The following is a 20,191-nucleotide window of genomic DNA, read 5'->3' on the forward strand; positions in this document are numbered from 1 at the left end:
GGACCCATGACGAACACCGCACTGATCACCGGCGCTTCCCGCGGTCTCGGCCTCGCCCTGGCGAGGTCCCTGGCGGCAGCGGGCTGGAACCTCGTGCTCACCGCCCGCGGCGCGGACACCCTGCGGCGGGTGGCCGGCGAGCTCGGCGCCGTCGCGCTGCCCGGGGACGTGACGGACCCGGACCACGTCGAACGGCTGGCGCGCGCGGCGCCCGAGCTGGACCTGCTGGTCAACAACGCCGGTGATCTCGGCGTCACCCCGCTCCCACCGCTGGCGGGCTACCCGCTGGAGGCGTTCAGGGTGCTGCTGGAGACGAACGTGACCGCGCCCCTCGCCCTCATCCAGGCCACGCTGCCGGCCCTGCGCGCCGCCGGCGGCGCCGTCGTCAACATCACCTCCGACGCCGCCACCGGCGCGTACGAGGGCTGGGGCGGCTACGGCGCCACCAAGGCCGCCCTGGAGCAGCTCTCCAACGTCCTGTCCGCCGAGGAGCCCGCGCTGCGGATCTGGTGGGTCGACCCGGGCGAGATGAACACCCGCATGCTCGCCGACGCGGTGGGCGCCGAGGAGGCCGCGGGCGCCGCCGACCCCGCCAAGGTGGCCGCCACGCTGCACGACCTGGTCAGCGCCCGCCCCGCCAGCGGCAAGGTGAGCCTGCAATGACCCTGGCACTCGACTTCGTGCTGCCCGCAGGTCTGTCGGCCCACGAACCGCCGGAGGCCAGGGGGTTGTCCAGGGACGGCGTGCGCCTGATGGTCTCGCGTGGCGAGCTCGCCCCCTCCCACCACCGCTTCAGCGACCTGGCCGGGCTGCTCGACCCCGGTGACCTGATCGTGGTGAACAACTCGGCGACCCTGCCGTCGGCCGTCCGGCTGGACCGCCTGGCCGTGCACTTCTCCACCGCCAGGGAGGACGGCACGTGGCTGGTGGAGCTGCGCCGCCGTACCTCGAAGTCCTCCGAGCCCTACGGCGGGGGCGAGGCGGGCGAGTGGCTGCCGCTGCCGGGAGGGGCCACGCTGCGGCTCATCGAGCGGGAGACGCCGCGGTTGTGGCGGGCCTCGCTGGATCGTGACGTGGAGGCGTACCTGCGGGTGCACGGGGTGCCGATCCGGTACTCGTACGTTGACCGGGACTGGCCGATCGACGCCTACCAGACCGTGTTCGCGACCGTGCCGGGGAGCGCGGAGATGCCGAGCGCGGCCCGGCCGTTCACCGCTGAGCTGGTGACGGCCCTGGTCGCGCGCGGCGTCGGGATCGCGCCGATCACGCTGCACACGGGCGTGGCCTCGCCGGAGAAGGACGAGCCGCCGTACGCCGAACGGTTCGAGGTGCCGGCGGCCACGGCGCGGCTGGTCAACCTGGCGCGCGAGAGCGGGAACCGGGTGGTGGCGGCCGGGACGACCGTCGTACGGGCGCTGGAGACGGTCGCGGGCGCGGACGGGGTCGTGCGGGCCGCCAGGGGGTGGACGCGGCACGTCGTGACGCCTGAGGGCGGCGTGCGGGCCGTCACGGGGCTGATCACGGGCCTGCACGAGCCGCGGTCCAGCCATCTGCTCATGCTGAGCGCCATCGCGGGCGAGCCGGTGCTGGCGCGGGCGTACGAGGCGGCGTTGCGGGAGGGGTACCTGTGGCACGAGTTCGGCGACACTCACTTGATCCTGCGGACATAACGGGCTGATTCTGCGGACATCGCCGTCGCTTTTGCGGGCCCCTGCTTCACGAGCATCGGTTCGGGCGCAGTACCGTGGCTGGATGTGGACCAGCGCACCCTCCTGATCACCCTGAACGGCCCGGACCGGCCGGGCGTCACCTCGAGGCTTTTCTCCGTCCTTTCCAGCTTTCCCGTGACAGTCTCGGACATCGAACAGGTTGTCATCCGAGGCCGGCTCACACTCGGCGTGCTCGTCGCCTACGCGGGCGGCCCGTCGACCGGCACCGGCACCACGCTCGGCGCCATGTGGACCGCCGTCGAGCGGGTGGCCGAAGACCTCGGCATGGAGGTGGAGCTCTCCACCGGATCCCAGGCCAAGGAGCAGCGTCGCCGCGGCCGCCTGTCGGTCAGCGTGCTCGGCGCCACCTTGCAGCCGGCCGCCATCGCGGGCATCGCCGGCCGCATCGCCGCCGCCGGCGCGAACATCGACCGCATCGAACGTCTCGCCCAGTGGCCCGTCACCTGCATCGAGTTGTCCGTCTCCGGCGCCGACCCCCTGTCGTTGCGCGTCGAGCTGGCGGCGGAGGCGGCGGCCCAGGAGGTCGACGTGGCCGTCCAGCGCACCGGCCTGTCCCGGCGCGCCAAGCGGCTGATCGTCATGGACGTCGACTCCACCCTCATCCAGGGCGAGGTCATCGAGCTGCTGGCGGCGCACGCGGGGTGCCTCGAAGAGGTCGCCCGGGTCACCGAGCAGGCCATGCGCGGCGAGCTCGACTTCGCCGAGTCGCTGCGGCGCCGGGTCGCGCTGCTCGAAGGGCTGCCCGCCGAGGTGTTCGACCAGGTGCGCAAGGAGGTCGTGCTCACGCCCGGCGCCCGTACGCTGGTGCGCACGCTCAAGCGCCTCGACTACCGCTTCGCGATCGTCAGCGGCGGGTTCACGCAGATCACCGACGGCCTGGTGACGGAGCTCGGCATCGACTACTCGGCGGCGAACGTCCTGGAGGTCGTCGACGGCCGGCTGACCGGGCGGGTCGTGGGCGAGATCGTGGACCGGCCGGGGAAGGCGCGGGCGCTGGAGAGGTTCGCGGCGGAGGCCCGGCTGCCCATCTCGCAGACGGTGGCCATCGGCGACGGGGCCAACGACCTGGACATGATCGCGGCGGCCGGGCTGGGCATCGCGTTCAACGCCAAGCCGGTGGTGCGCCAGGCCGCGGACACGGCGGTCAACACGCCTTACCTCGACTCCATCCTCTACCTGCTGGGCATCTCGCGTGACGAGGTCGAGGCGGCGGACGCCGAGGACGGCGTGCTGAGCGCCGGCTGAGCCCCGGCGCTCTGCCGGGTCAGTCCTCCTTGGGGTCCCAGCGGCTGACCAGGCGTCCTTCGCCCGGCGACAGATCGCTCCAGGCGGAGTCCACCTCGATCACCGCGAACGCCCCAGGACGGAACACGTAGTCGCCGCCGGCCAGCCCCAGGGCCAGCTCGTGCACGCCCGGATTGTGCCCGCACAACACCACGGTGCCGAGCTCGGGGCCGGCCCGGCGGACGAGCTCCAGCAGCTCCTCCGGAAAGGCCTCGTAGATGTCGCGCTCGTAGCCGATCTCCGCCTCGGGGAAAGCGATCTCGGCGGTGCGCCGGGTCCTGAGTGCCGGCGAGCACAGGACGGCGTCCGGGGTGAGCCCGGACGCCCGGATCTCGTCGCCCGCCCGCTTGGCGTCCCGCTCCCCCCGGTCCGTCAGCGGGCGCTCCTGGTCGGCCAGCCCGGGGACCTGGGCGGCTTTGGCATGACGCAACACGATCAAGGTCCGCACGCGGTCATCCTGTCTTCGAAGCCCAGATGCCCAGGCCGACTATCGCGGCCAGGATGACGAGCATCGCCAGCAGAATCATGCCCAGGGCCTTTCCGCCGTTGGGCTGCTTGTCATCTTCCACGCGACCAGTTTCCCATCGCGGGGGCCGGGGTCCGCGCCCGCCTGCTCCCAGAGCCCTCAGCCCCCTTCTCTGAGCGCTTTTGCGGCTTTCCGGCTTCATGGGCGCGAAAACGCCCGCCCCCGTCGGCCGAAGCGCGCGAGAGCGGGCGTTTCACATCGTCACAGAGTGGGAGGCCCGTCAGGACGGGACGGGCTCCTGCTCCCGATCATGATCGTTGTTGACCGGCTCGCTGGCGACCGACCGCCGCTTGGAGACGATGATGGCCCCCACCACGACGCCCACCGTCACCACGGTGATGCCGATGCGCACGGCCGGGCTTCCCGCGTACGTCACGACCGCCGGCGCGACGAGCAGCGCCACCAGGTTCATCACCTTGATCAGCGGGTTGATGGCAGGCCCGGCCGTGTCCTTGAAGGGGTCGCCCACCGTGTCGCCGATGATCGTGGCCTCGTGCGCCGGCGAGCCCTTGCCGCCGTGGTGCCCGTCCTCGACCAGCTTCTTGGCGTTGTCCCACGCACCGCCGGAGTTGGACAGGAAGACCGCCATCAGGGTGCCGCAGGCGATGGCCCCGGCCAGGAACGCGCCCAGCGGCGCATATCCCAGAGCGAAGCCGACCGCGATCGGGGTCATGACCGCCAGCAGACCGGGGGTGGCCAGCTCGCGGAGCGAGTCGCGGGTGCAGATGTCGACGACGCGGCCGTAGTCGGGCATCTCCGTGCCGTCCATGATGCCGGGCTTGGTGCGGAACTGGTTGCGTACCTCGAAGACCACGCGCATCGCGGCCCGCCCGACGGCGGAGATCGCCAGCCCGGAGAACAGGAACACCACCGCTGCCCCGATGATCAGCCCGACGAGGACGTTCGGCTGATCGATGCTGAGGCTGAAGGTGGAGAATGAGCCGAGCGCGGACTTGATCGACGCGGAGGCCGTGGCCAGCTCGGTCTCCACCGCGGTGCGGAACGCGCCGAACAGCGCGGTCGCCGCCAGTACGGCCGTGGCGATGGCGATGCCCTTGGTGATGGCCTTGGTGGTGTTCCCGACGGCGTCGAGGCTGGTGAGGACGCGCGCGCCCTCGCCCTCGACGTCACCGGACATCTCCGCGATGCCCTGGGCGTTGTCGGAGACCGGGCCGAAGGTGTCCATGGACACGATGACGCCGACCGTCGTCAGCAGACCCGTGCCCGCCAGTGCCACCGCGAACAGCGCGATCGTCACGTTGCCGAACCCGAGCAGGAACGCGCCATAGACCGCGCCGCCGATGATCAGGGCGGAGTAGACGGCCGACTCCAGGCCGACGCTGATGCCGGCCAGGATGACGGTCGCGGGGCCGGTCGCCGAGCTCTCGCCGATCTCGCGTACGGGACGGCGGTTGGTCTCGGTGAAGTAGCCGGTCAGCAGTTGGATGGCGCTGGCCAGCACCAGGCCGATGAGGACCGCGCCGATCGCGATGAGCCGCGGGTCGGCGGTGGACTGCACGCTGGAGCCGGTCAGGCCGCTGAAGCTGCTGGGCAGGTACCAGAACGCGGCGACCGCGACCAGCACCGCGGAGATCGCGGCGGAGATGAAGAAGCTGCGGTTGATGGCGGCCATGCCGTTGCGGTCGCCGGCGCGCATCCCGGTGACGAAGATGCCGATGATCGCGGTGATCACGCCGATCATCGGGACGATCAGGGGGAAGATCAGTCCCTGCTCGCCGAAGGCCACCTTGCCCAGGATGAGGCTGGCGACCAGCATGACCGCGTACGACTCGAACAGGTCGGCCGCCATGCCGGCGCAGTCGCCGACATTGTCGCCCACGTTGTCGGCGATGGTGGCGGCGTTGCGCGGGTCGTCCTCAGGAATGCCCTGCTCGACCTTGCCGACCAGGTCGGCGCCGACGTCGGCGGCCTTGGTGAAGATGCCGCCGCCGACTCGCATGAACATCGCGAGCAGCGCCGCCCCGAACCCGAACCCTTCGAGCACGCCGGGCGCGTCGCCCTGGTAGACGAACACGACCACGGCCGCACCGAGCAGGCCGAGGCCCACGGTGAACATCCCCGCCACGCCCCCGGTCCTGAAAGCGATGCGCATGGCCCGCTTCTCGCCCGAGTCGTTGGCCGCGGCGGCGACACGGACGTTCCCGCGCACGGCCAGCCACATGCCCATGAACCCGGTCAGCGCGGAGAACACCGCACCGACCACGAAGAAGACCGACCGTCCTATGCGTACGTCGGCGTCTCCCGGTAGCAGGAGCAAAAGGAAGGGAATCACGACGACGAAGATCGCCAACGTGCGGAACTGGCGCGTGAGATAGGCGGCTGCGCCTTCTTGTACGGCCCGGGCGATGTTCTGCATCCGCTCGGTGCCTTGGCCGGCGGACAGGACTTCGCGCACCAGTCCGCCGGCGACGGCTAGCGCGATAAGTGCGACCGCGGCGACCACGATCACGATGGTGAGATTGTTTCCGCTCAAAGCCAGATTGGACGCTGGCTCCGCTGCCAGCATGTGCCTGCTCATCATTCTCCTCGGCAAGACCGGTCGTCCTGCCCGGGCGGTGCTGCACTCTTCCGCGGCGGGTGTTGCGGCACCATCCGGGTTGTGGGTGCCGCTTCCGGTTGATTCCGCAGTTCCGCTGGATCACCTTGGCCGGTGCCGGGAGTCTACGCAGGCACTCAACGGATATGAAGGCTCTCGCGGCCGCTAATTGTGCAAGCGTCCAGTAATTCCCAGACAGCGACCCGGTTTGTCTTCTGACAAGGGGAATTTCCCGAGGTTACGGTCATGACAACAACCAGATACACCCCACCCGAAACCACCTCGGCCGAAGCCAGGATGCCCGTGTCGCTCGCCGCGAACGCCTTCACCGCTGCCATGTCATGGTCGACCTTCGCGGCCGCGTTCAGGTCCTGGGCGATCTCGGCCCGCAGCCACATGTCATCGCGTCGGACCCTCAACTCCCGCTCGGGGTGCGAGCAGTGCCTGCAACGCGGTGGCCGCGGTGGCCGCGATCGAGTCCAGGCTTTCGTTCGCGATGGTCGGTACGCGAACGATGCGTCGGGCGACGATGATCCCCACCAGCATGGCCGCGGCGAGGCCCACACGCAGGCGTGTGTCGTCGTCGTCCCGCAGGTGTGCGTGGGCACCCTTCATCAGTCGGGCCTCGATGAAGTCACGGAGCTGCGCGGCCGCCTGTTCCTGAGCGATCGCACCGCGGAGCATCGCCAGCAGTGATTCGGACGCCTGCGGATCGCCTTCCCAGACACCGAGAAAAGCGCGCGTGACGCGCTCCCCGATGCCGTCCTCAGGACCTTGCCATGCGTCGATCATGCGCGCGAGCGCGGCCGGTGGCACGGACATGACAGCGCCGAAAAGCTCGTCCTTCGACTTGAAGAACTGCATGACCAGGGCAGCGTCGACCCCCGCGTCCGTTGCGATCCTGCGGATCGTCGTGGCCGTGAAACCGTCGGTGGCGAAGCGAGACCGCGCCGCGTCGAGGATGGCCTGTCGCGTTTCACTCTGACCTGGTCTACGGCCGCGCCGCCCGGGCGAGGCGGCATCCCGGCTTGACGCCATACCAGCACCCCCTCAACGCCCAGCGACACCGGGCAGGTCTGGTGTCCTTGTCGCACCCAAGAGGCCGATCGCCGCGCTGGGCGACCGGTGGATTATATCAACGTTTGTTGACTTCGCCAATTCATCGGAGAACACACTCGGGGCCAGACGGGCAAGGCTCAGCGCAGCCGCAAGGCGCCGTGACCCATCACACTCTCCGATCATATCAACGCATGTTGATATAACTGGCTGACAGACGTACGCTGGGGACAGCCGGTGATGCCTTGACCTGCCTGAACAGCCCGCAAGCGCGCGGCCCGCAGGTGCACACCGAGCACCGGAACGCAGCCGTTTCGGCCTGCGCAAGAAACGGACCACTACGCAGCCGGTCCTGGAACGCAAGACAAGGGAGCTCGCCATGAGCGAGGACCAGAAGGTCTATATGCCATCCCACCCGCTGGAGCCGGGTGACAGGTACGGCGTTTTGAGCGGGTTCGAGCCAGGTACGCGAACCCTGCCGGCGGGTTTCCAGATCGCGCCCGCGTTCCGCCCCATCCCGGTCGACATCGTGCTGGAGAAGGACGTAGCGGTCACCCTGCGAGACGGTGTGACGATCTATGTCGACGTGCTTCGTCCCGCTGGGGCGGAGAAGGTGCCGGTCATCGTGGCGTGGAGCCCCTACGGCAAGGGCCAGGGCACCTCCACCAGCGTGATGGGGGTGTTCGGGCTGGTCGGGCTGGACAACAAGATCGTCTCAGGTCTGGAGAAGTTCGAGGGCCCGGACCCGGCCTACTGGTGCGCGCAGGGCTACGCGATCTGCAATCCCGATGTCCAAGGTGTGGCCAACTGCGAAGGCGACAGCGTCCTGTGGGATCGCCAGGAGGGCCGCGACTGCCACGATCTGATCGAGTGGCTGGCCGTCCAGGAGTGGTGCACCGGCAAAGTCGCGATGAGCGGGACCTCCTACCTCGCGGTCTCGCAGTGGTTCACCGCAGCCGAACAACCTCCGCATCTGGCGGCGATCAATCCGTGGGAGGGCGTGAGCGACGTCTACCGCGACCTGGTGATGCGGGGCGGCATGCCTGATCACGGGTTCGCCAGGCAACTGCGGGACCACAGCTTCTGGGGCAAAAGCTGCAAAGAGGACATCCTCGCGGAGGCCGAGCGTTATGCGCTCATGAACGACCTGTGGGAGAACAAGATCCCGCGCTTCGACCGGATCACGGTGCCGGCGTACGTTGTGGCCAGCTACTCCAACACCTTGCACACCGCGGGAACGTTCCGCGCCTGGCGGCGGATGGCCTCACCGGACAAGTGGCTGCGCATCCACAACAGCCAGGAGTGGCCCGACTACTACGACGAGGCCAACAGGGAGGATCTGCGCCGGTTCTTCGACCACCACCTCAAGGGCGCCGACAACGGGTGGGAGCAGACGCCTCGCGTCCGCTACTCCGTCCTCGACCTCCAAGGCGGTGACCGGGTCAACATCGCCGCGCAGGAGTTCCCTCCCGCGGACGTCACCTCGACGAGGTACTACCTCGACGGCCGCTCGCGCGCCTTGGTCACGACCGCACCGACGGAGGAGGTGACGGCGCTCTACGACGTCGGATCGAACCCGGATGCGGTGTCGTTCGTCAGGCGGTTCGACCAGGAGACCGTGCTGGTCGGCTACCCGAAGGCGCACCTCTGTGTCGAAGCCCGAGGGGCCGACGACATGGACCTGTTCATTCTCGTCCAGAAGCTCGACGCCTACGGCACGCCGCTGCAGCAGTTCACCGTGCCCAACCAGAGCGCCCCGGCCCAAGACCTCACCGAGCGCGGCGCCTCGATCCTGCGGTACAAGGGATCCGACGGACGCCTGCGCGTCTCGGCGCGCCACCTGGACGAAACGTTGTCGACCGATGCCGTACCCGCTCACAGCTTCGATCGGATCGAGAAGCTCTCACCCGGCCAGATCGTCGACATCGACATCGACCTGCTCCCGATCGGCCTCGCCTTCCACGCCGGCGAACAGCTCCGCCTCATCATCAGCGGCCGGCACCTCCTCGGACCGATGATGCCCAGGCTGGTCGAGTACACCCCGGCCAACAGCGGACAGCACGTCATCCACACCGGCGGCGAACACGCCTCCTACCTGCAACTGCCCGTCCAGGCGCGATAGCGCCGCGTCGCACGACGTGCTGCGGGCCTGCTTCACCGAGGTGGCCGGCACACACAGCCTGCCCGTATCCACATCAGCCGGGCGGGTTGAGCGGGACGCCGTCCCCACTCATGTCGAGCTCGAAGCGCCGCACACAGGTTCGGATGCGACGGGAACAGAGCGGTCAGCCCGCGCCGGTCGGCCGGGCTCAGCCGCTCAGACCCTTGCGAACCACACCAGCTCACGCGAACAAGCGCCACGGCCACGTCCCTCATCACGCGACAAGCGCTCCCTCTGCCACAACAAGCGCTTTCCTGCCACGCCCGCAGCCACACTGAGCCGACCGGACGGCCCGCGATCCATCCGGCGTGCGGGCCGACCCTGCCCACGACCCATCGCCAGGTCACCCCAACGGAATCCACGGTGCCCGTGCGCCGTGACGGCGACCGGCCCCGTGCGGGTCAGCGGGCGGCTCCCTGGAGGCCGTGGCCATGGTCGGCGGGTGGCGCCTGCTTGGCTGTGCCGTACAAGAAGGAAAGGTCGTGGGACGTGCGGCGGGAGATCGCGGCACGCCGCCACCCGTCCCCAGAACCTCAAACGATCAGGGAGAGATCCCGTTGGAGGCCGGCCAGCTCATGCGAATGTTCGTCCCCTTTGGGGTGGGGAAGACCTGGACATCATCGGCCAAACCTTCGATGACCGCGATGCCGAAGCCTGACATGAACGAGTCAGAGAGCATGCCCAGATCCAGCGGCTGCTCTTGCTTGATCTCATCACCGGGGGCCTGATCGCTGACCGTGACTTCGAAACGTCCGGAGTCGTCACGTAGCTCGATGCGGATGGGCTCGCCCGGACAGTGGGCACGGTGCGCCTCGACTGCCCGGGAGCATGCCTCACCCACGGCGAGCCTGACCTCGTCCAGCAGCGACTCCTGCACGCCAGTGCGGCGAGCGATAGCCGTCGCCACCAGCCGGGCGGTCCGCACGTGTGCGGGCAGCGCGCTGAACGTCAGCTCGACGGTAGCCATGCTACTTGTCTTTGCCGTGAGCTTCCTTGGCCTCGTCGACCGAAGCGTAGATCCCGAAGACCTTGGTCAGACCAGTGATCCGGAAGATCTTGAGGATCCGCTCCTGCGTACAGACCAACTCCAGCGAGCCGTCGTGCGCACGAACCCTCTTGAGCCCCCCGACCAGGACACCGAGGCCCGTCGAGTCAAGGAAGTCGACCTTCTCCATGTTGACGAGAAGGTGGAAGTTTCCCTTGTTCACCAGGTCGATGAGGAGCTCACGCAATCTCGGCGCCGTGTAGACATCGATCTCACCTTCGACCTCCACGATGGTGAGTCGGTCTTCGGTGCGGTGATCCAACTTCAGATCCACAGATCCTCCAGCGCCTCGCCTGCGAAAGTACCCTCTTGGGCCTGGCAGTCTGGAGCGTGGCCCCAGACCGTCCGACCCTGACGCGCGGCATTCAACCACGCGTCCGGCTTGTGTCTATACGAAATCACGATTCCCGGCGACTTTGCCCATCGATGCAAGACTGGAAACAGTGACTTCCTCCGCATCCTCCCCACAACAGGCAGGTCCACTCCTCCGCCACCTGCTCGGTGTTCCCGCACGTCACGAGCGTGTCACCCACGTGGAGCATGTTCCAGCACGTCAGGCGGGTCAAGTCCAATGGCCCAAATGGACGCCCGAAGTCCTTGTTACGCGCTTGGCGAACCGCGGGGTGACAGGACTCTGGCCTCACCAGTACGAGGCCGCCAGCCTGGCATTCCGTGGCCGAAACGTGATCATCTCAACAGGTACGGCGTCGGGGAAGTCACTGGCGTACCTCACTCCCGCGGTCGCCTCCTGTCTCGACGGTGGGACGGTCCTCTACCTGACGCCGACGAAGGCCCTCGCCGCCGACCAGCTTCGCGGCCTGCGTGAGCTGCGCATCACCCAGCTCCGCGCCGCCAGCTTCGACGGCGACACGCCCTTCGAGGAACGCACCTGGATACGCCAGCACGCCAACTACGTCCTCACGAACCCGGACATGCTCCACCGCGGCATCCTCCCCCGCCACGCCCAGTGGTCGTCGTTCTTCCGGCGGTTGCGCATGGTCGTCGTCGACGAGTGCCACGGCTACCGCGGTGTCTTCGGCTCCCACGTCGCCCAGATCCTGCGCCGTCTGCGCCGCGTCTGCTCCCGCCATGGCTCGCAGCCCACCTTCCTGCTCGCGTCGGCGACGGCCAGCGAGCCGGGGGCGTTCGCCATGAGGCTGACGGGGCTTGAGATGGACGAGGTGACCGTGGACACCTCGCCCAAGGGCTCAACCACCATCGCGCTGTGGGAGCCGCCTCTGACGGAGCTACGGGGCGAGGGAGGGGCGCCGGTGCGGCGGACGGCTACGGCGGAGGCGGCGGATTTGCTGGCGGATCTCGTTCTGGCAGACGTCCGCACGCTCGCCTTCGTCCGCTCGCGCCGCGGAGCCGAGACGGTCGCCCTGACGGCCCGAGCCAAACTCGCCGACGTCGCCTTCTCCACCCCTTTCACCCCCGCACCCGAGCCGCACCCAACACCGGACCTCACCACCGAGCCGAACCCGGCACAGACCCCCACCACCGAACCGCACCCCACACCAGAAACCACCCTCGAACCGCGCCCCGCACCAGAAACCACCCTCGAACCGCGCCCCGCACCTGAAACCACCACCGAACCGCGCCCCGCACCTGAAACCACCACCGATCCGCACCCAACACCAGACCCCAACACCCGACCGAACCCGGCACCAACCTCCACCACCGATCCGCGCACAACACCGGAGCCCTCCGCCCTTACCTGGGCGCTCCCAGAGCTGTCAGACCTCGCCGACCTCCCCAACAAGGTCGCCGCCTACAGAGCCGGCTACCTCGCCGAAGACCGCCGAGTCCTGGAAAAGGCCCTCCGCGCGGGCACGCTCATGGGCCTGGCCACCACAAACGCCCTCGAACTCGGTGTGGACGTCTCGGGCTTGGACGCCGTCCTCATCGCAGGCTGGCCCGGCACCAGGGCCTCCCTCTGGCAACAAGCCGGCCGAGCGGGCCGCGACGGCCAGGACGCGCTCGCCGTGCTGATCGCCAGGGACGACCCTTTGGACACCTATCTCGTGCACCATCCGCAGGCCCTGTTCGGCCAGCCCGTGGAGGCGATCGTCCTCGACCCCGACAATCCGTACGTCCTGGGCCCCCACCTCTGCGCCGCGGCCGCCGAGATCCCGCTGACCGAGGACGACATCCCGATCTTCGGCGCCACCACCTCGAACGTCCTGGCGGACCTGGTCACCCAGAACCTGCTCCGGCAGCGCCCGGCAGGCTGGTTCTGGACCAGGCGCGAGCGCGCCACCGACCTGGCGGACATCCGTGGCGGCGGGGGCGCCCCCATCCAGGTCGTGGAGTCGTCGACCGGCCGCCTCCTGGGCAGCGTGGACGAGCCCTCCGCGCATACCGCGGTCCATACAGGCGCGATCTACCTGCACCAGGGTGAGACCTTCCTGGTAGAGCTGCTGGATCTGGAGGCCGGAGTCGCCCTGGTCTCCAGCGCCAACCCGGACTACACAACGTTCGCTCGGGACATAACCGAAATCTCCATCCTCACCACGCAACGCTCCACCTCCCTGGGGCCCGGCACCCTTCACTTCGGAGAGGTCGAGGTGACCCGCCAGGTGGTGTCGTACATCAAAAGGCGCCTCCAGTCGGGCGAGATGCTCGGCGACGAGCCGCTGGAACTGCCGCCGCGCACCCTGCGCACCCGCGCGGTCTGGTGGACCCTGCCCGCCTCGGCAGTAACCCCCCTCGCCGAAGCCGGAGTCGACCTCGGCGGAGCCGCTCACGCCGCCGAACACGCCGCCATCGGCCTGCTGCCCCTCTTCGCCACATGCGACCGCTGGGACATCGGCGGCGTTTCCACCGAACTCCACGCCGACACGAGCCTGCTCACGGTCTTCGTGTACGACGGTCACGAGGGCGGCGCCGGCTTCGCCGAACGCGGTTACGCCCGCGCCACGGACTGGCTGACGGCCACACGCGAAGCCATAACCTCCTGCGAATGCGAACGCGGCTGCCCTTCCTGCATCCAGTCCCCCAAATGCGGAAACGGCAACAACCCGCTGGACAAACGCGGCGCCATCCGCCTCCTGAACACCCTTCTTGCCGCAGACTGAAAGTCCCGCTTACATTCCGGGCAGCTACATCACAGCTTCCGCAGAGGCGTCACGCAGACAAAACGCGTCCCGACCCCGAAGCAACGAAAACCCCGCTCACCTGCAGCGACGTAAGACATCACCAAGCGCCTCGCGCACTCACATCCTGAACGTCAGCTATAAGACCCGTTCTTATGAAGCCAGCACCAGGACCATTCCGGCGTCAACGACAAACGCCTAGCTTGCCCCATCCAAATGCCGACGGCCGACATATAAGTTTCCATCCTGCTTGCCGTCACCGTTCCGCTTGGCATCCTTTTCGCCATTGTCCTCATCAGCGGCCCAGAAATCGGTGGCCCCTGGCTGCGGACGCTCCCAGAACCCACTGTCCTCCATGGACCTGGGCGACGGCGGCAGGTAGTCGTCCCACCGATCCTCGATACGTACGGCGGGAGGAGTGACGTGTGCGGTGGGCACAGAGATATCCGTCACCGCTGAGCTGGGCAGAGCGATATGAGCATGCGGCGCAGGCGCGTCGGACGCTCCCTCGCGCTGCTCATCGTTCACGGACCTCCGCGGCTGCTCCACACCCGCAGCATCCGGCTGCTCGCCGGCTAACGCCTGTCGAGCACGGGTCTGATCGGGAGCGCGAGTCCTGGCAATGGCCAGGACCACAGCAGGCCGCCGACGTGCCGTCGAGGGCGTGACACCGTCGTCCCGCCGGCCGCCCTGCCTCTCACCAGCCGATGACACACCGACACCCGCGCCAGCAGCGGCGGCTGTCCCAGCCGCGGCGCCAGCCCCGGAACCGGCTCCAGACCCGCCCCAAGCGCCCGAACCGACCCCACCGCCAGGCCCAACCCCCAAACCGACCCCACCGCCAGGCTCAGCGCCTAAAGCGGGCCCGCCGCCAGGCCCACCCCCCGGACCGGCCCCAACCCCGAACCCCTCGCCCGAAGCAACCCCACCGCCCGAACCGACCTCCACCCCAAACCCAGCGCCCGAACCGACTCCAGACCCGGAACCGACTCCCACCCCGAATTCAGCGCCCGAACCGACTCCAGACCCCGAACCGGCCCCAGCCCCGAAGCCAGCGCCAGGAGCGGCCTCAACCCCGAAGTGAGCACCAGAAGCGGCTCCAGCGCCGGGCCCGCCGGCAAAACCGACTCCAGTTCCCTGCCCAGCGCCAGAACCGGCCCCAACCCCGAATACAGCGCCGGTCTCATTCCCTTGCCCCGGCGCGGTCGGTATCCCGTTCGCGGTCCTGGCTGCGTGGACGCCGCCACCAGGAGCGCCCACCACCACAGCTCGCCGACGAGCCCAGGCACCGGCGTGCGCCCCGAGCAGCAGCAACAGGAGGCCGCCCGCGACATACAGGCCGTACTGGCCTATATCTCCCATCGGCGAATCATTCGACTGCGCCCTGATTTCGCTCGTCTGCACGGGAACGGGCTCAGCGCCGTCCTTCGCATCGGCCGGAGCCAGGCCACCCGCCTCGTCTTGCTCCGCTCCGGATGGCCCGGCGGTCGGAATCGGGAGGTTGCCCTTCGGATCCGTGTCGGGGAGGTCCGGCAGCTTGGACGTCGTCTGCTTGCGGGGCGTCGGTCTGCTCGCGGCCGCGGTCTGCTTTTTGGCGGGCAGCGTAGGCAGTGGATCGATGTTCTTGGCGTCGTTGGTCTTCGGCGACTGTTCGCTATTGGTCGCCGTCTTCTTCGGCTGCGCCGAGGGAGGGGCGGGGATGGTGACGTATGCGGCAGCGGAATCGTCCGACCCGATCGACCCGCCGTCGCCGTCACCCCTGAACGCCTTGACCGTGAACCCCACCTTCTGCCCCGCCGCCTTGGCCGGCACAGCCAGCGCCGCCTTGCACGAGGAGCCGGCGCACGCGCTCTCGGCGGATAGCCTGCCCACGATGCCGGACTGGCTGTTGGATACCTGATACGACTGCAAATCAGGCTCGGAGCCCTTGCTCCAGGTCACGAGTACCTTGCCAGTGCCCTGGCGGCTCGCGTTCACGTTGCCCGGGGCCTCGGCGGGTCGTCGCAGGGTGAATGTGCTGCTGGCGTACTTGGTGCCGGTGATCTCTCCCTTGAGGGTCACGGTGAAGGACCCGTTCGGAGCATTGCCAGCGTCGAATGTTCCGGAAATCGACTGGTTGGCCCCACCTCCGGCAACCTTCTGGCTGGGCGTGGAGGGCCCTTCGACGTACAGGCCCATGCGCAGTTGCATCAGCCCCGTACGGGCTGAAACGGTGACCGCCGAGCCGGAAACGACCTGGCCATCGGACGGTGACGTGATCTGCCCCGAGCTCTCAGTCTGCTCAGCGCTCTCACTCCGCCATGAGTTCTCGGTCTGCCCCGAACTCTCGCTCTGCTGCATCACCGCAGTTGCCTGGGCGGGTCCGCCGAGCAGGATGCATCCCGCCACGACCAGCCCTGCGGCCGTCACTCTGCTGACTACCGCCACGACGCTTCCCTCCATCGAGAGCCCCGCCGCCTGACCACCCTGGGGCGTCCACGCGACGACCGGAAGTGCAGTCCGCCCGGCCGATACGGTCATCGACCGTCCCCGAATCCGCCCCTTAGCGACTTCGTCCTAGCGCTCCCAGACTCCCTGTCGCATATGGCATGGACCGAGGGTAAGCGGAACCTTACGGGAGTTATCCGATTCTTGGACACCACGTCTAAGAAGTCGTAACGGGATTGCGACATTGCCTCGTAGGCCCCACCTACCACCCCTTCGTTGGCTGGTGGCCGCCTTCTGCTGGAGTGAATTCCGCTGGTCCTGCGCGGGATCTGCCCCGCAAAGTCAAGGTGCCGAGCACGGGCATAGAGATCGGTAGCGAGGTCCAGATGTCGGCGATCTCGTGCGTGATTTTGCATTGAGTCAGGTGGACGCCGTTCTGCATGGCCAGGGCTGAGGCTTTGGCGCAGGCGCCCTCGGGGTCGAGCAGCGCGAGTCTGGCGGCGGCCAGAGCACTGAGGTCTGCGGCGTTGTTAACACGATGGCGAGCCACTCGTACGGAGCCCACCGTCGCGAACGCCGTGGCAACCGCCATCAGGAGTCCCATGAGGCCCACGCCCCACAGCGTGGCGGAGCCTCTTTCGTTGTCCTTGATAGTTCCTCCTTGCGTGTTCCTGGTCGCGGGCTTGCGTTCGATGGATTCGCTCAGTGGACGCGACCGGTTGAGGTCGCCAGCCCACCCGCACCGTGGACGCAAGCGGCTGAGGTGGCCAGCCCACTCCCAGGTGGACACGAGAGGCTGAGGTCGTGGGCTCACTCGCAGTGCGGCTCCGAGTCGTGAGGGTGCTCACGGTTCGGTGTCGGCGGTGGCCGTGGCGAATACGCGGACTGCTGGCAGCGAATGGCCCCACGCCGGACGTACCTCTACTGTGATCTGCACTTTTGTAGTTTCTTCGTCACGGCTTACGGCTATCTGGGCTGTTGGGCGGGTGGCTGTGCGGGCGAGGTCGCGGACTTGGTCCAAGGGCTCGCCTCTGGCGGCGGCGCGGGCTGCCGCACGAGCGGCGTCGACGCACTCCAGTTGGACGGCGACGGCCTGAATGGCCCACAGCGCCGCCGCCAGGACGAGCATGAGCGCGGGCAGCATCGCGGCGGTTTCGGCTGTGACCGAGCCGCGCGATGCCGTCCGGCTTTCACTGTTGGAGGTCCGCGCGTGGCGGACGGTCATCCGCCAGTGCTGGTGTTGAGTGCTTTGTCTATGAGCGAGGTGAGCAATTCCTGGACCTCTGGGCTGCTGACCACTTTGAAGAGGAGAGCGGCGAAGGCACAGGCCGCGATGGTGCCTACTGCGTACTCGGCTGTCGACATACCACGCTCTCGGTTGATGGTCGCGTAATGGCGCCATCTGCCGGCGGCGCTTGCGGGGTCGTCGGGTGCGGGATCGGTGGTGGGCGCGGATTTGCCGGCGAGCGGGGTGTTGATGGGTGCGGAATTGGCGGTGACTGCGGGGGCGGCGTGGGGTGCGGCCTTGGCAGCGCGTGGGGGGCTGATGGGTTCGGAGTTGACGAGGGGTGCGGAGTTGACGGCGGACGTGATTGGTGAGCGGGTCGCGAGAGCGGTGATTCGGTTCGCGAGCGTTTCGAACCGGTGCGAGAGCGTGGCCCTGCGGTTGCTGCGTGGCATGCCTATGCGCGCTGGAGTGGCTTTGATCTCGTCTGGTGTGGTGGCGGGACTGTGCATCGTTGCCTCCAGGAGATGTTGCGGGCCGGAGGTGTCCGGCGGGAATCCAAGGGTCGCCGAAACGGGATGGTGGACCATGAACCGAGCGGTGTTCTGTGGATAAGGAGTAGCCAGAGGTCGCTCCTGTGGACGGGGGGAGACCCGAGGACGGCTCCTGTGGATAAGGGGAGGCCAGAGGCCGAATCCTGCGCATAAGGGAAGCCCGAGGGTGGCCCCTGCGCATAAGGGCAGGCCCGAGGGTGGCTCCTGTAGATAGGAGAGGCCAGAGATCTTCTCCTGTGCGTAAGGAGAACTAGAGCGATCGTGGGCGCGTCCCATGCTTTATGGGTGAATACATATGCGGGCGGCGGGCGGGTGTCAGCCGAAAGCTGCTTGAGCAGGTAGTGAGGCGGGCGGTTCGCGAATAGAGACCGTCTCAGGGATTTGCTGCTCCAGGGTTATGCCACACCAGGAACATGCTGCCCTAGGGGGTTATGCCGAACCAAGAAAATGCTGCCCTGGGGGTTGTGTCTCTCCAAGGTCATGCTGCTTCAGGGGTATGTCGCTTCAGGCCATTGTTGACGGCGCTGATATGGGCTTGGAAGTAGTCGTGTACGGGTCAGGTTCTGGCTGTGGCGTCGTCTGACATGGAACGAAAGCCTGCGCCCATTCGTGGCACGTTGCATCGTAGATAGTGCGGGCGACGTTACGGAATGATAATTGTGGCGGCCAGGCCGGCTATCACAGGGACGATTCCGAGTAGGACGAATGCCGGCAGGAAGCAGAGGCCCAACGGCGCTACCGCTTTCACGCCGACGTTTCTGGCCGTCGCGACGGATACGGCTCTTGCTTTCTCCCGGGCATCGTCGGCCAGGCGGGTGAGAACGTCCGCGACGGGGGCGCCGCTTTGTGCTGCTCGGCTCATGGCTCGGGCCAGTGCGGCCATCTCCGGGTCGCGGGCGAGGCAGGCCCAGGTGGGGGCCGGGTCGGCGCCAAGGCGTAGTTGGCTGCTCGCCCAGGTCAGACGCTGGCCCAGAGGGCCGGCGACGGCCTTGGCGGCGATTTCGGTGGCGGCGCTCACGGGACGTCCGGCGAGTAGGCAGGCGGTCATCAAGTCGGCGGCGAAGGGCAGGTCCGCGACTATTCGCTGGCGGTCGTGAAGCTCCTGTTCGGGTGTCTGCCGGTGGAGGACTGTTGCGACTGCTGGGGCGACCAGGAGGCCGGTGATCATTCCGGGGGTGCCTCCGATGAGGAGAGCGGTGATCAGTCCAGAAACTGTGGCGGCTATGACCGTTCTGGTGGCGATGGGCTTCGGGCGTTTCTGGGTGGGATTCAGCCACGTCGGCTGATGCGGCTCTTCGTTCCAGACTTGAGTGCGTCGGTGGCTTGTGGAACGGCCGGCGAAAACAAGAGTCTTTGCTGCGGCCGGCAGCAGGCGGGACAGGCGCGTCGCTGGGGTCCTCGGGGAGAACCACAGCCATGCGGCGGCTGTGGCGGCACACAGGGCGAACAGCAGTGGGAGCATCGGCGTTATCCGATCTGTGGAATCTTCGTGAGATCTCAGCCTTGCGCCTTGGCCGCCATGCGGTTGGTCCACCACAGGCCGCAGGCGTCGAGGGCGAGTCCCGCGATCAGGCACATGAGGCCGGGAATGCTGCCGAACAGGAAGTCCAGCGGATGCATGTTCAAGGCGCCGGCCATGAGCAGGCCCAAGGCCGGGAGTATGGCCAGCATTCTGGCCGTGCCGCGCGGGCCGGCCAGTTGCGCGGCGACGTCCTGGCGGTGGGCCTGGGCTGCACGTAAGGTCTTCGCCACTCGTTCGACCAGGGCTGCCAGTCCGGCGCCCACTGTGACGCCAACCTCCCAGCAGGCGGCGAGCTGGCGTAGCCCTTCGCCGCCCTGTTGCGGGGCCGCTGAGGTCAGGGCCGCGGGCACGTCGCCGCCGTCTCTCGCCGCGGCGATGACCTGGCGCATGGCCTCAGGGGCAGGGAACTCGACTGTTGCGATGGCTCTGGTCAGGGCGGTGCCTGCGGTGTGGCCGACCGAGAGTTCTGCGGAGAGGGCCTGACACAACTCGATCGACGCGTGGCGCCAGGCTTCCGCTCGGCGGGTGGGGCTGGGGCGAGTGAGACGCTTGCGGATGGATTGCCGGCGAGGGCTCTCTCGGGCTGAGGTCAGTCTCCTCAGGCGGGTTGTGGCAACGGCGGGGCCTGTCCACAGCCAGAGGGCGCAGGCTGTGGACAACGCGGCTAGCAGGGCGTGGGTCATCGCTTGTGTCGGCTCCGTTGGTATCTGGCACCTGGCACCTTGCTGCTGTAGATGTGCCGTATCGCACCGCCCCACACGCGCACCTGGGCGGCTCCACGACGCCGGGCTGGCGTGGAGCTGATCGCTGCTGGTGGTGTGGGCTGGCGGGCGGGCGTATGTGGCGCTTTGAGCGTTCGGGTTGGCCGGCCGGAGTGGCGGCTTGTGAGCGCCCGTGTTGGCCGGGCGAGTCTGTGAGCGTTCGGGTTGGCCGGCCGGAGTGGCGGCTTGTGAGCGCCCGTGTTGGCCGGGCGAGTCTGTGAGCGTTCGGGTTGGCCGGCCGGAGTGGC

At 68.1% G+C, this 20,191-nt stretch carries 18 protein-coding genes; 6 read left to right on the plus strand and 12 right to left on the minus strand.

What is annotated here, in order from left to right:
- Window positions 1-6 precede the first annotated feature (6 nt).
- The 3 genes from ACWD0F_RS46270 to serB all read left to right on the plus strand — a co-directional run bounded on the left by ACWD0F_RS46270 (window position 7) and on the right by serB (window position 2,975).
- The gene (locus ACWD0F_RS46270) at window positions 7-663 is read left to right on the plus strand and encodes an SDR family oxidoreductase (protein WP_449888654.1); all 657 of its coding nucleotides are present in this window, start codon (window positions 7-9) and stop codon (window positions 661-663) included.
- Entirely contained in the window at window positions 660-1,670 is a 1,011-nt protein-coding gene (locus ACWD0F_RS46275; protein ID WP_449888656.1) for an S-adenosylmethionine:tRNA ribosyltransferase-isomerase, read from the plus strand. Before ACWD0F_RS46270 ends, ACWD0F_RS46275 begins: the two co-directional genes overlap by 4 nt.
- A gap of 84 nt (window positions 1,671-1,754) precedes the next feature.
- Window positions 1,755-2,975, plus strand: a complete 1,221-nt coding sequence (gene serB, locus ACWD0F_RS46280; RefSeq protein WP_449888658.1) for a phosphoserine phosphatase SerB — start codon at window positions 1,755-1,757, stop codon at window positions 2,973-2,975.
- 19 nt (window positions 2,976-2,994) lie between these two features.
- Here serB and ACWD0F_RS46285 read toward each other — a convergent pair whose 3' ends face one another.
- From ACWD0F_RS46285 to ACWD0F_RS46300, 4 genes are all read right to left on the minus strand, one after another.
- Window positions 2,995-3,462 carry a SixA phosphatase family protein gene (locus tag ACWD0F_RS46285; RefSeq protein WP_449888659.1) on the minus strand — a complete coding sequence of 156 codons (468 nt, stop codon included), beginning with the start codon at window positions 3,460-3,462 and terminating at the stop codon, window positions 2,995-2,997.
- Window positions 3,463-3,760: 298 nt separating this feature from the next.
- Window positions 3,761-6,079 carry a sodium-translocating pyrophosphatase gene (locus ACWD0F_RS46290; protein ID WP_449888660.1) on the minus strand — a complete coding sequence of 773 codons (2,319 nt, stop codon included), beginning with the start codon at window positions 6,077-6,079 and terminating at the stop codon, window positions 3,761-3,763.
- Window positions 6,080-6,234: 155 nt separating this feature from the next.
- The gene (locus ACWD0F_RS46295; RefSeq protein WP_449888661.1) at window positions 6,235-6,495 is read right to left on the minus strand and encodes a hypothetical protein; all 261 of its coding nucleotides are present in this window, start codon (window positions 6,493-6,495) and stop codon (window positions 6,235-6,237) included.
- 1 nt (window position 6,496) lies between these two features.
- A complete protein-coding gene (locus ACWD0F_RS46300) occupies window positions 6,497-7,135 on the minus strand; it encodes a TetR/AcrR family transcriptional regulator (RefSeq protein WP_449888663.1) in 639 nt (212 codons plus the stop codon).
- Between the two features lie 397 nt (window positions 7,136-7,532).
- Between ACWD0F_RS46300 and ACWD0F_RS46305 the strand changes: the two genes are divergently transcribed.
- Entirely contained in the window at window positions 7,533-9,275 is a 1,743-nt protein-coding gene (locus ACWD0F_RS46305; RefSeq protein WP_449888664.1) for a CocE/NonD family hydrolase, read from the plus strand.
- 580 nt (window positions 9,276-9,855) lie between these two features.
- Here the strand turns inward: ACWD0F_RS46305 and ACWD0F_RS46310 are convergent.
- Both ACWD0F_RS46310 and ACWD0F_RS46315 read right to left on the minus strand, forming a co-directional pair.
- Window positions 9,856-10,281 carry an ATP-binding protein gene (locus ACWD0F_RS46310; RefSeq protein WP_449888666.1) on the minus strand — a complete coding sequence of 142 codons (426 nt, stop codon included), beginning with the start codon at window positions 10,279-10,281 and terminating at the stop codon, window positions 9,856-9,858.
- Window position 10,282: 1 nt separating this feature from the next.
- On the minus strand, window positions 10,283-10,633 hold the full coding sequence (locus ACWD0F_RS46315) for an STAS domain-containing protein (RefSeq protein WP_043629845.1): 351 nt from the start codon (window positions 10,631-10,633) through the stop codon (window positions 10,283-10,285).
- A gap of 409 nt (window positions 10,634-11,042) precedes the next feature.
- Between ACWD0F_RS46315 and ACWD0F_RS46320 the strand changes: the two genes are divergently transcribed.
- On the plus strand, window positions 11,043-13,436 hold the full coding sequence (locus ACWD0F_RS46320) for a DEAD/DEAH box helicase (RefSeq protein WP_449888667.1): 2,394 nt from the start codon (window positions 11,043-11,045) through the stop codon (window positions 13,434-13,436).
- 216 nt (window positions 13,437-13,652) lie between these two features.
- Here ACWD0F_RS46320 and ACWD0F_RS46325 read toward each other — a convergent pair whose 3' ends face one another.
- Window positions 13,653-13,982 carry a hypothetical protein gene (locus ACWD0F_RS46325; protein WP_449888669.1) on the minus strand — a complete coding sequence of 110 codons (330 nt, stop codon included), beginning with the start codon at window positions 13,980-13,982 and terminating at the stop codon, window positions 13,653-13,655.
- A gap of 1,009 nt (window positions 13,983-14,991) precedes the next feature.
- On the opposite strand from ACWD0F_RS46325, the gene ACWD0F_RS46330 reads away from it, so the two are divergent.
- Complete coding sequence (locus ACWD0F_RS46330; protein WP_449888670.1) at window positions 14,992-15,354, plus strand: hypothetical protein; 363 nt, start codon at window positions 14,992-14,994, stop codon at window positions 15,352-15,354.
- 789 nt (window positions 15,355-16,143) lie between these two features.
- On the opposite strand, the gene ACWD0F_RS46335 is transcribed toward ACWD0F_RS46330, so the two are convergent.
- The 5 genes from ACWD0F_RS46335 to ACWD0F_RS46355 all read right to left on the minus strand — a co-directional run bounded on the left by ACWD0F_RS46335 (window position 16,144) and on the right by ACWD0F_RS46355 (window position 19,865).
- Complete coding sequence (locus ACWD0F_RS46335) at window positions 16,144-16,695, minus strand: Rv3654c family TadE-like protein (RefSeq protein ID WP_449888672.1); 552 nt, start codon at window positions 16,693-16,695, stop codon at window positions 16,144-16,146.
- 30 nt (window positions 16,696-16,725) lie between these two features.
- Window positions 16,726-17,106: a TadE family type IV pilus minor pilin gene (locus ACWD0F_RS46340; RefSeq protein ID WP_449888673.1), complete on the minus strand. Its 381-nt coding sequence runs from the start codon at window positions 17,104-17,106 to the stop codon at window positions 16,726-16,728.
- Window positions 17,103-17,618, minus strand: coding sequence for a DUF4244 domain-containing protein (locus ACWD0F_RS46345; protein WP_449888675.1), 516 nt, complete (start codon window positions 17,616-17,618; stop codon window positions 17,103-17,105). The genes ACWD0F_RS46340 and ACWD0F_RS46345 overlap by 4 nt, the downstream gene beginning before the upstream one ends.
- 685 nt (window positions 17,619-18,303) lie before the next feature.
- A complete protein-coding gene (locus tag ACWD0F_RS46350; RefSeq protein ID WP_449888676.1) occupies window positions 18,304-19,122 on the minus strand; it encodes a type II secretion system F family protein in 819 nt (272 codons plus the stop codon).
- Window positions 19,123-19,157: 35 nt separating this feature from the next.
- Window positions 19,158-19,865 carry a type II secretion system F family protein gene (locus ACWD0F_RS46355; RefSeq protein ID WP_449888678.1) on the minus strand — a complete coding sequence of 236 codons (708 nt, stop codon included), beginning with the start codon at window positions 19,863-19,865 and terminating at the stop codon, window positions 19,158-19,160.
- Window positions 19,866-20,191: the final 326 nt, after the last annotated feature.

It is taken from the genome of Nonomuraea sp. NPDC002799, from assembly GCF_053592075.1.

Excerpts from the sequence above, each read along its gene's own strand:
- ACWD0F_RS46270 (WP_449888654.1), top strand. The coding sequence starts at position 7 with ATGACGAACACCGCACTGATCACCGGCGCTTCCCGCGGTCTCGGCCTC.
- ACWD0F_RS46275 (WP_449888656.1), top strand. The coding sequence starts at position 660 with ATGACCCTGGCACTCGACTTCGTGCTGCCCGCAGGTCTGTCGGCCCAC.
- ACWD0F_RS46290 (WP_449888660.1), bottom strand. The coding sequence starts at position 6,079 with ATGAGCAGGCACATGCTGGCAGCGGAGCCAGCGTCCAATCTGGCTTTG.
- ACWD0F_RS46295 (WP_449888661.1), bottom strand. The coding sequence starts at position 6,495 with ATGTGGCTGCGGGCCGAGATCGCCCAGGACCTGAACGCGGCCGCGAAG.
- ACWD0F_RS46300 (WP_449888663.1), bottom strand. The coding sequence starts at position 7,135 with ATGGCGTCAAGCCGGGATGCCGCCTCGCCCGGGCGGCGCGGCCGTAGA.
- ACWD0F_RS46305 (WP_449888664.1), top strand. The coding sequence starts at position 7,533 with ATGAGCGAGGACCAGAAGGTCTATATGCCATCCCACCCGCTGGAGCCG.
- ACWD0F_RS46310 (WP_449888666.1), bottom strand. The coding sequence starts at position 10,281 with ATGGCTACCGTCGAGCTGACGTTCAGCGCGCTGCCCGCACACGTGCGG.
- ACWD0F_RS46340 (WP_449888673.1), bottom strand. The coding sequence starts at position 17,106 with ATGACCGTCCGCCACGCGCGGACCTCCAACAGTGAAAGCCGGACGGCA.
- ACWD0F_RS46345 (WP_449888675.1), bottom strand. The coding sequence starts at position 17,618 with ATGCACAGTCCCGCCACCACACCAGACGAGATCAAAGCCACTCCAGCG.
- ACWD0F_RS46350 (WP_449888676.1), bottom strand. The coding sequence starts at position 19,122 with ATGCTCCCACTGCTGTTCGCCCTGTGTGCCGCCACAGCCGCCGCATGG.
- ACWD0F_RS46355 (WP_449888678.1), bottom strand. The coding sequence starts at position 19,865 with ATGACCCACGCCCTGCTAGCCGCGTTGTCCACAGCCTGCGCCCTCTGG.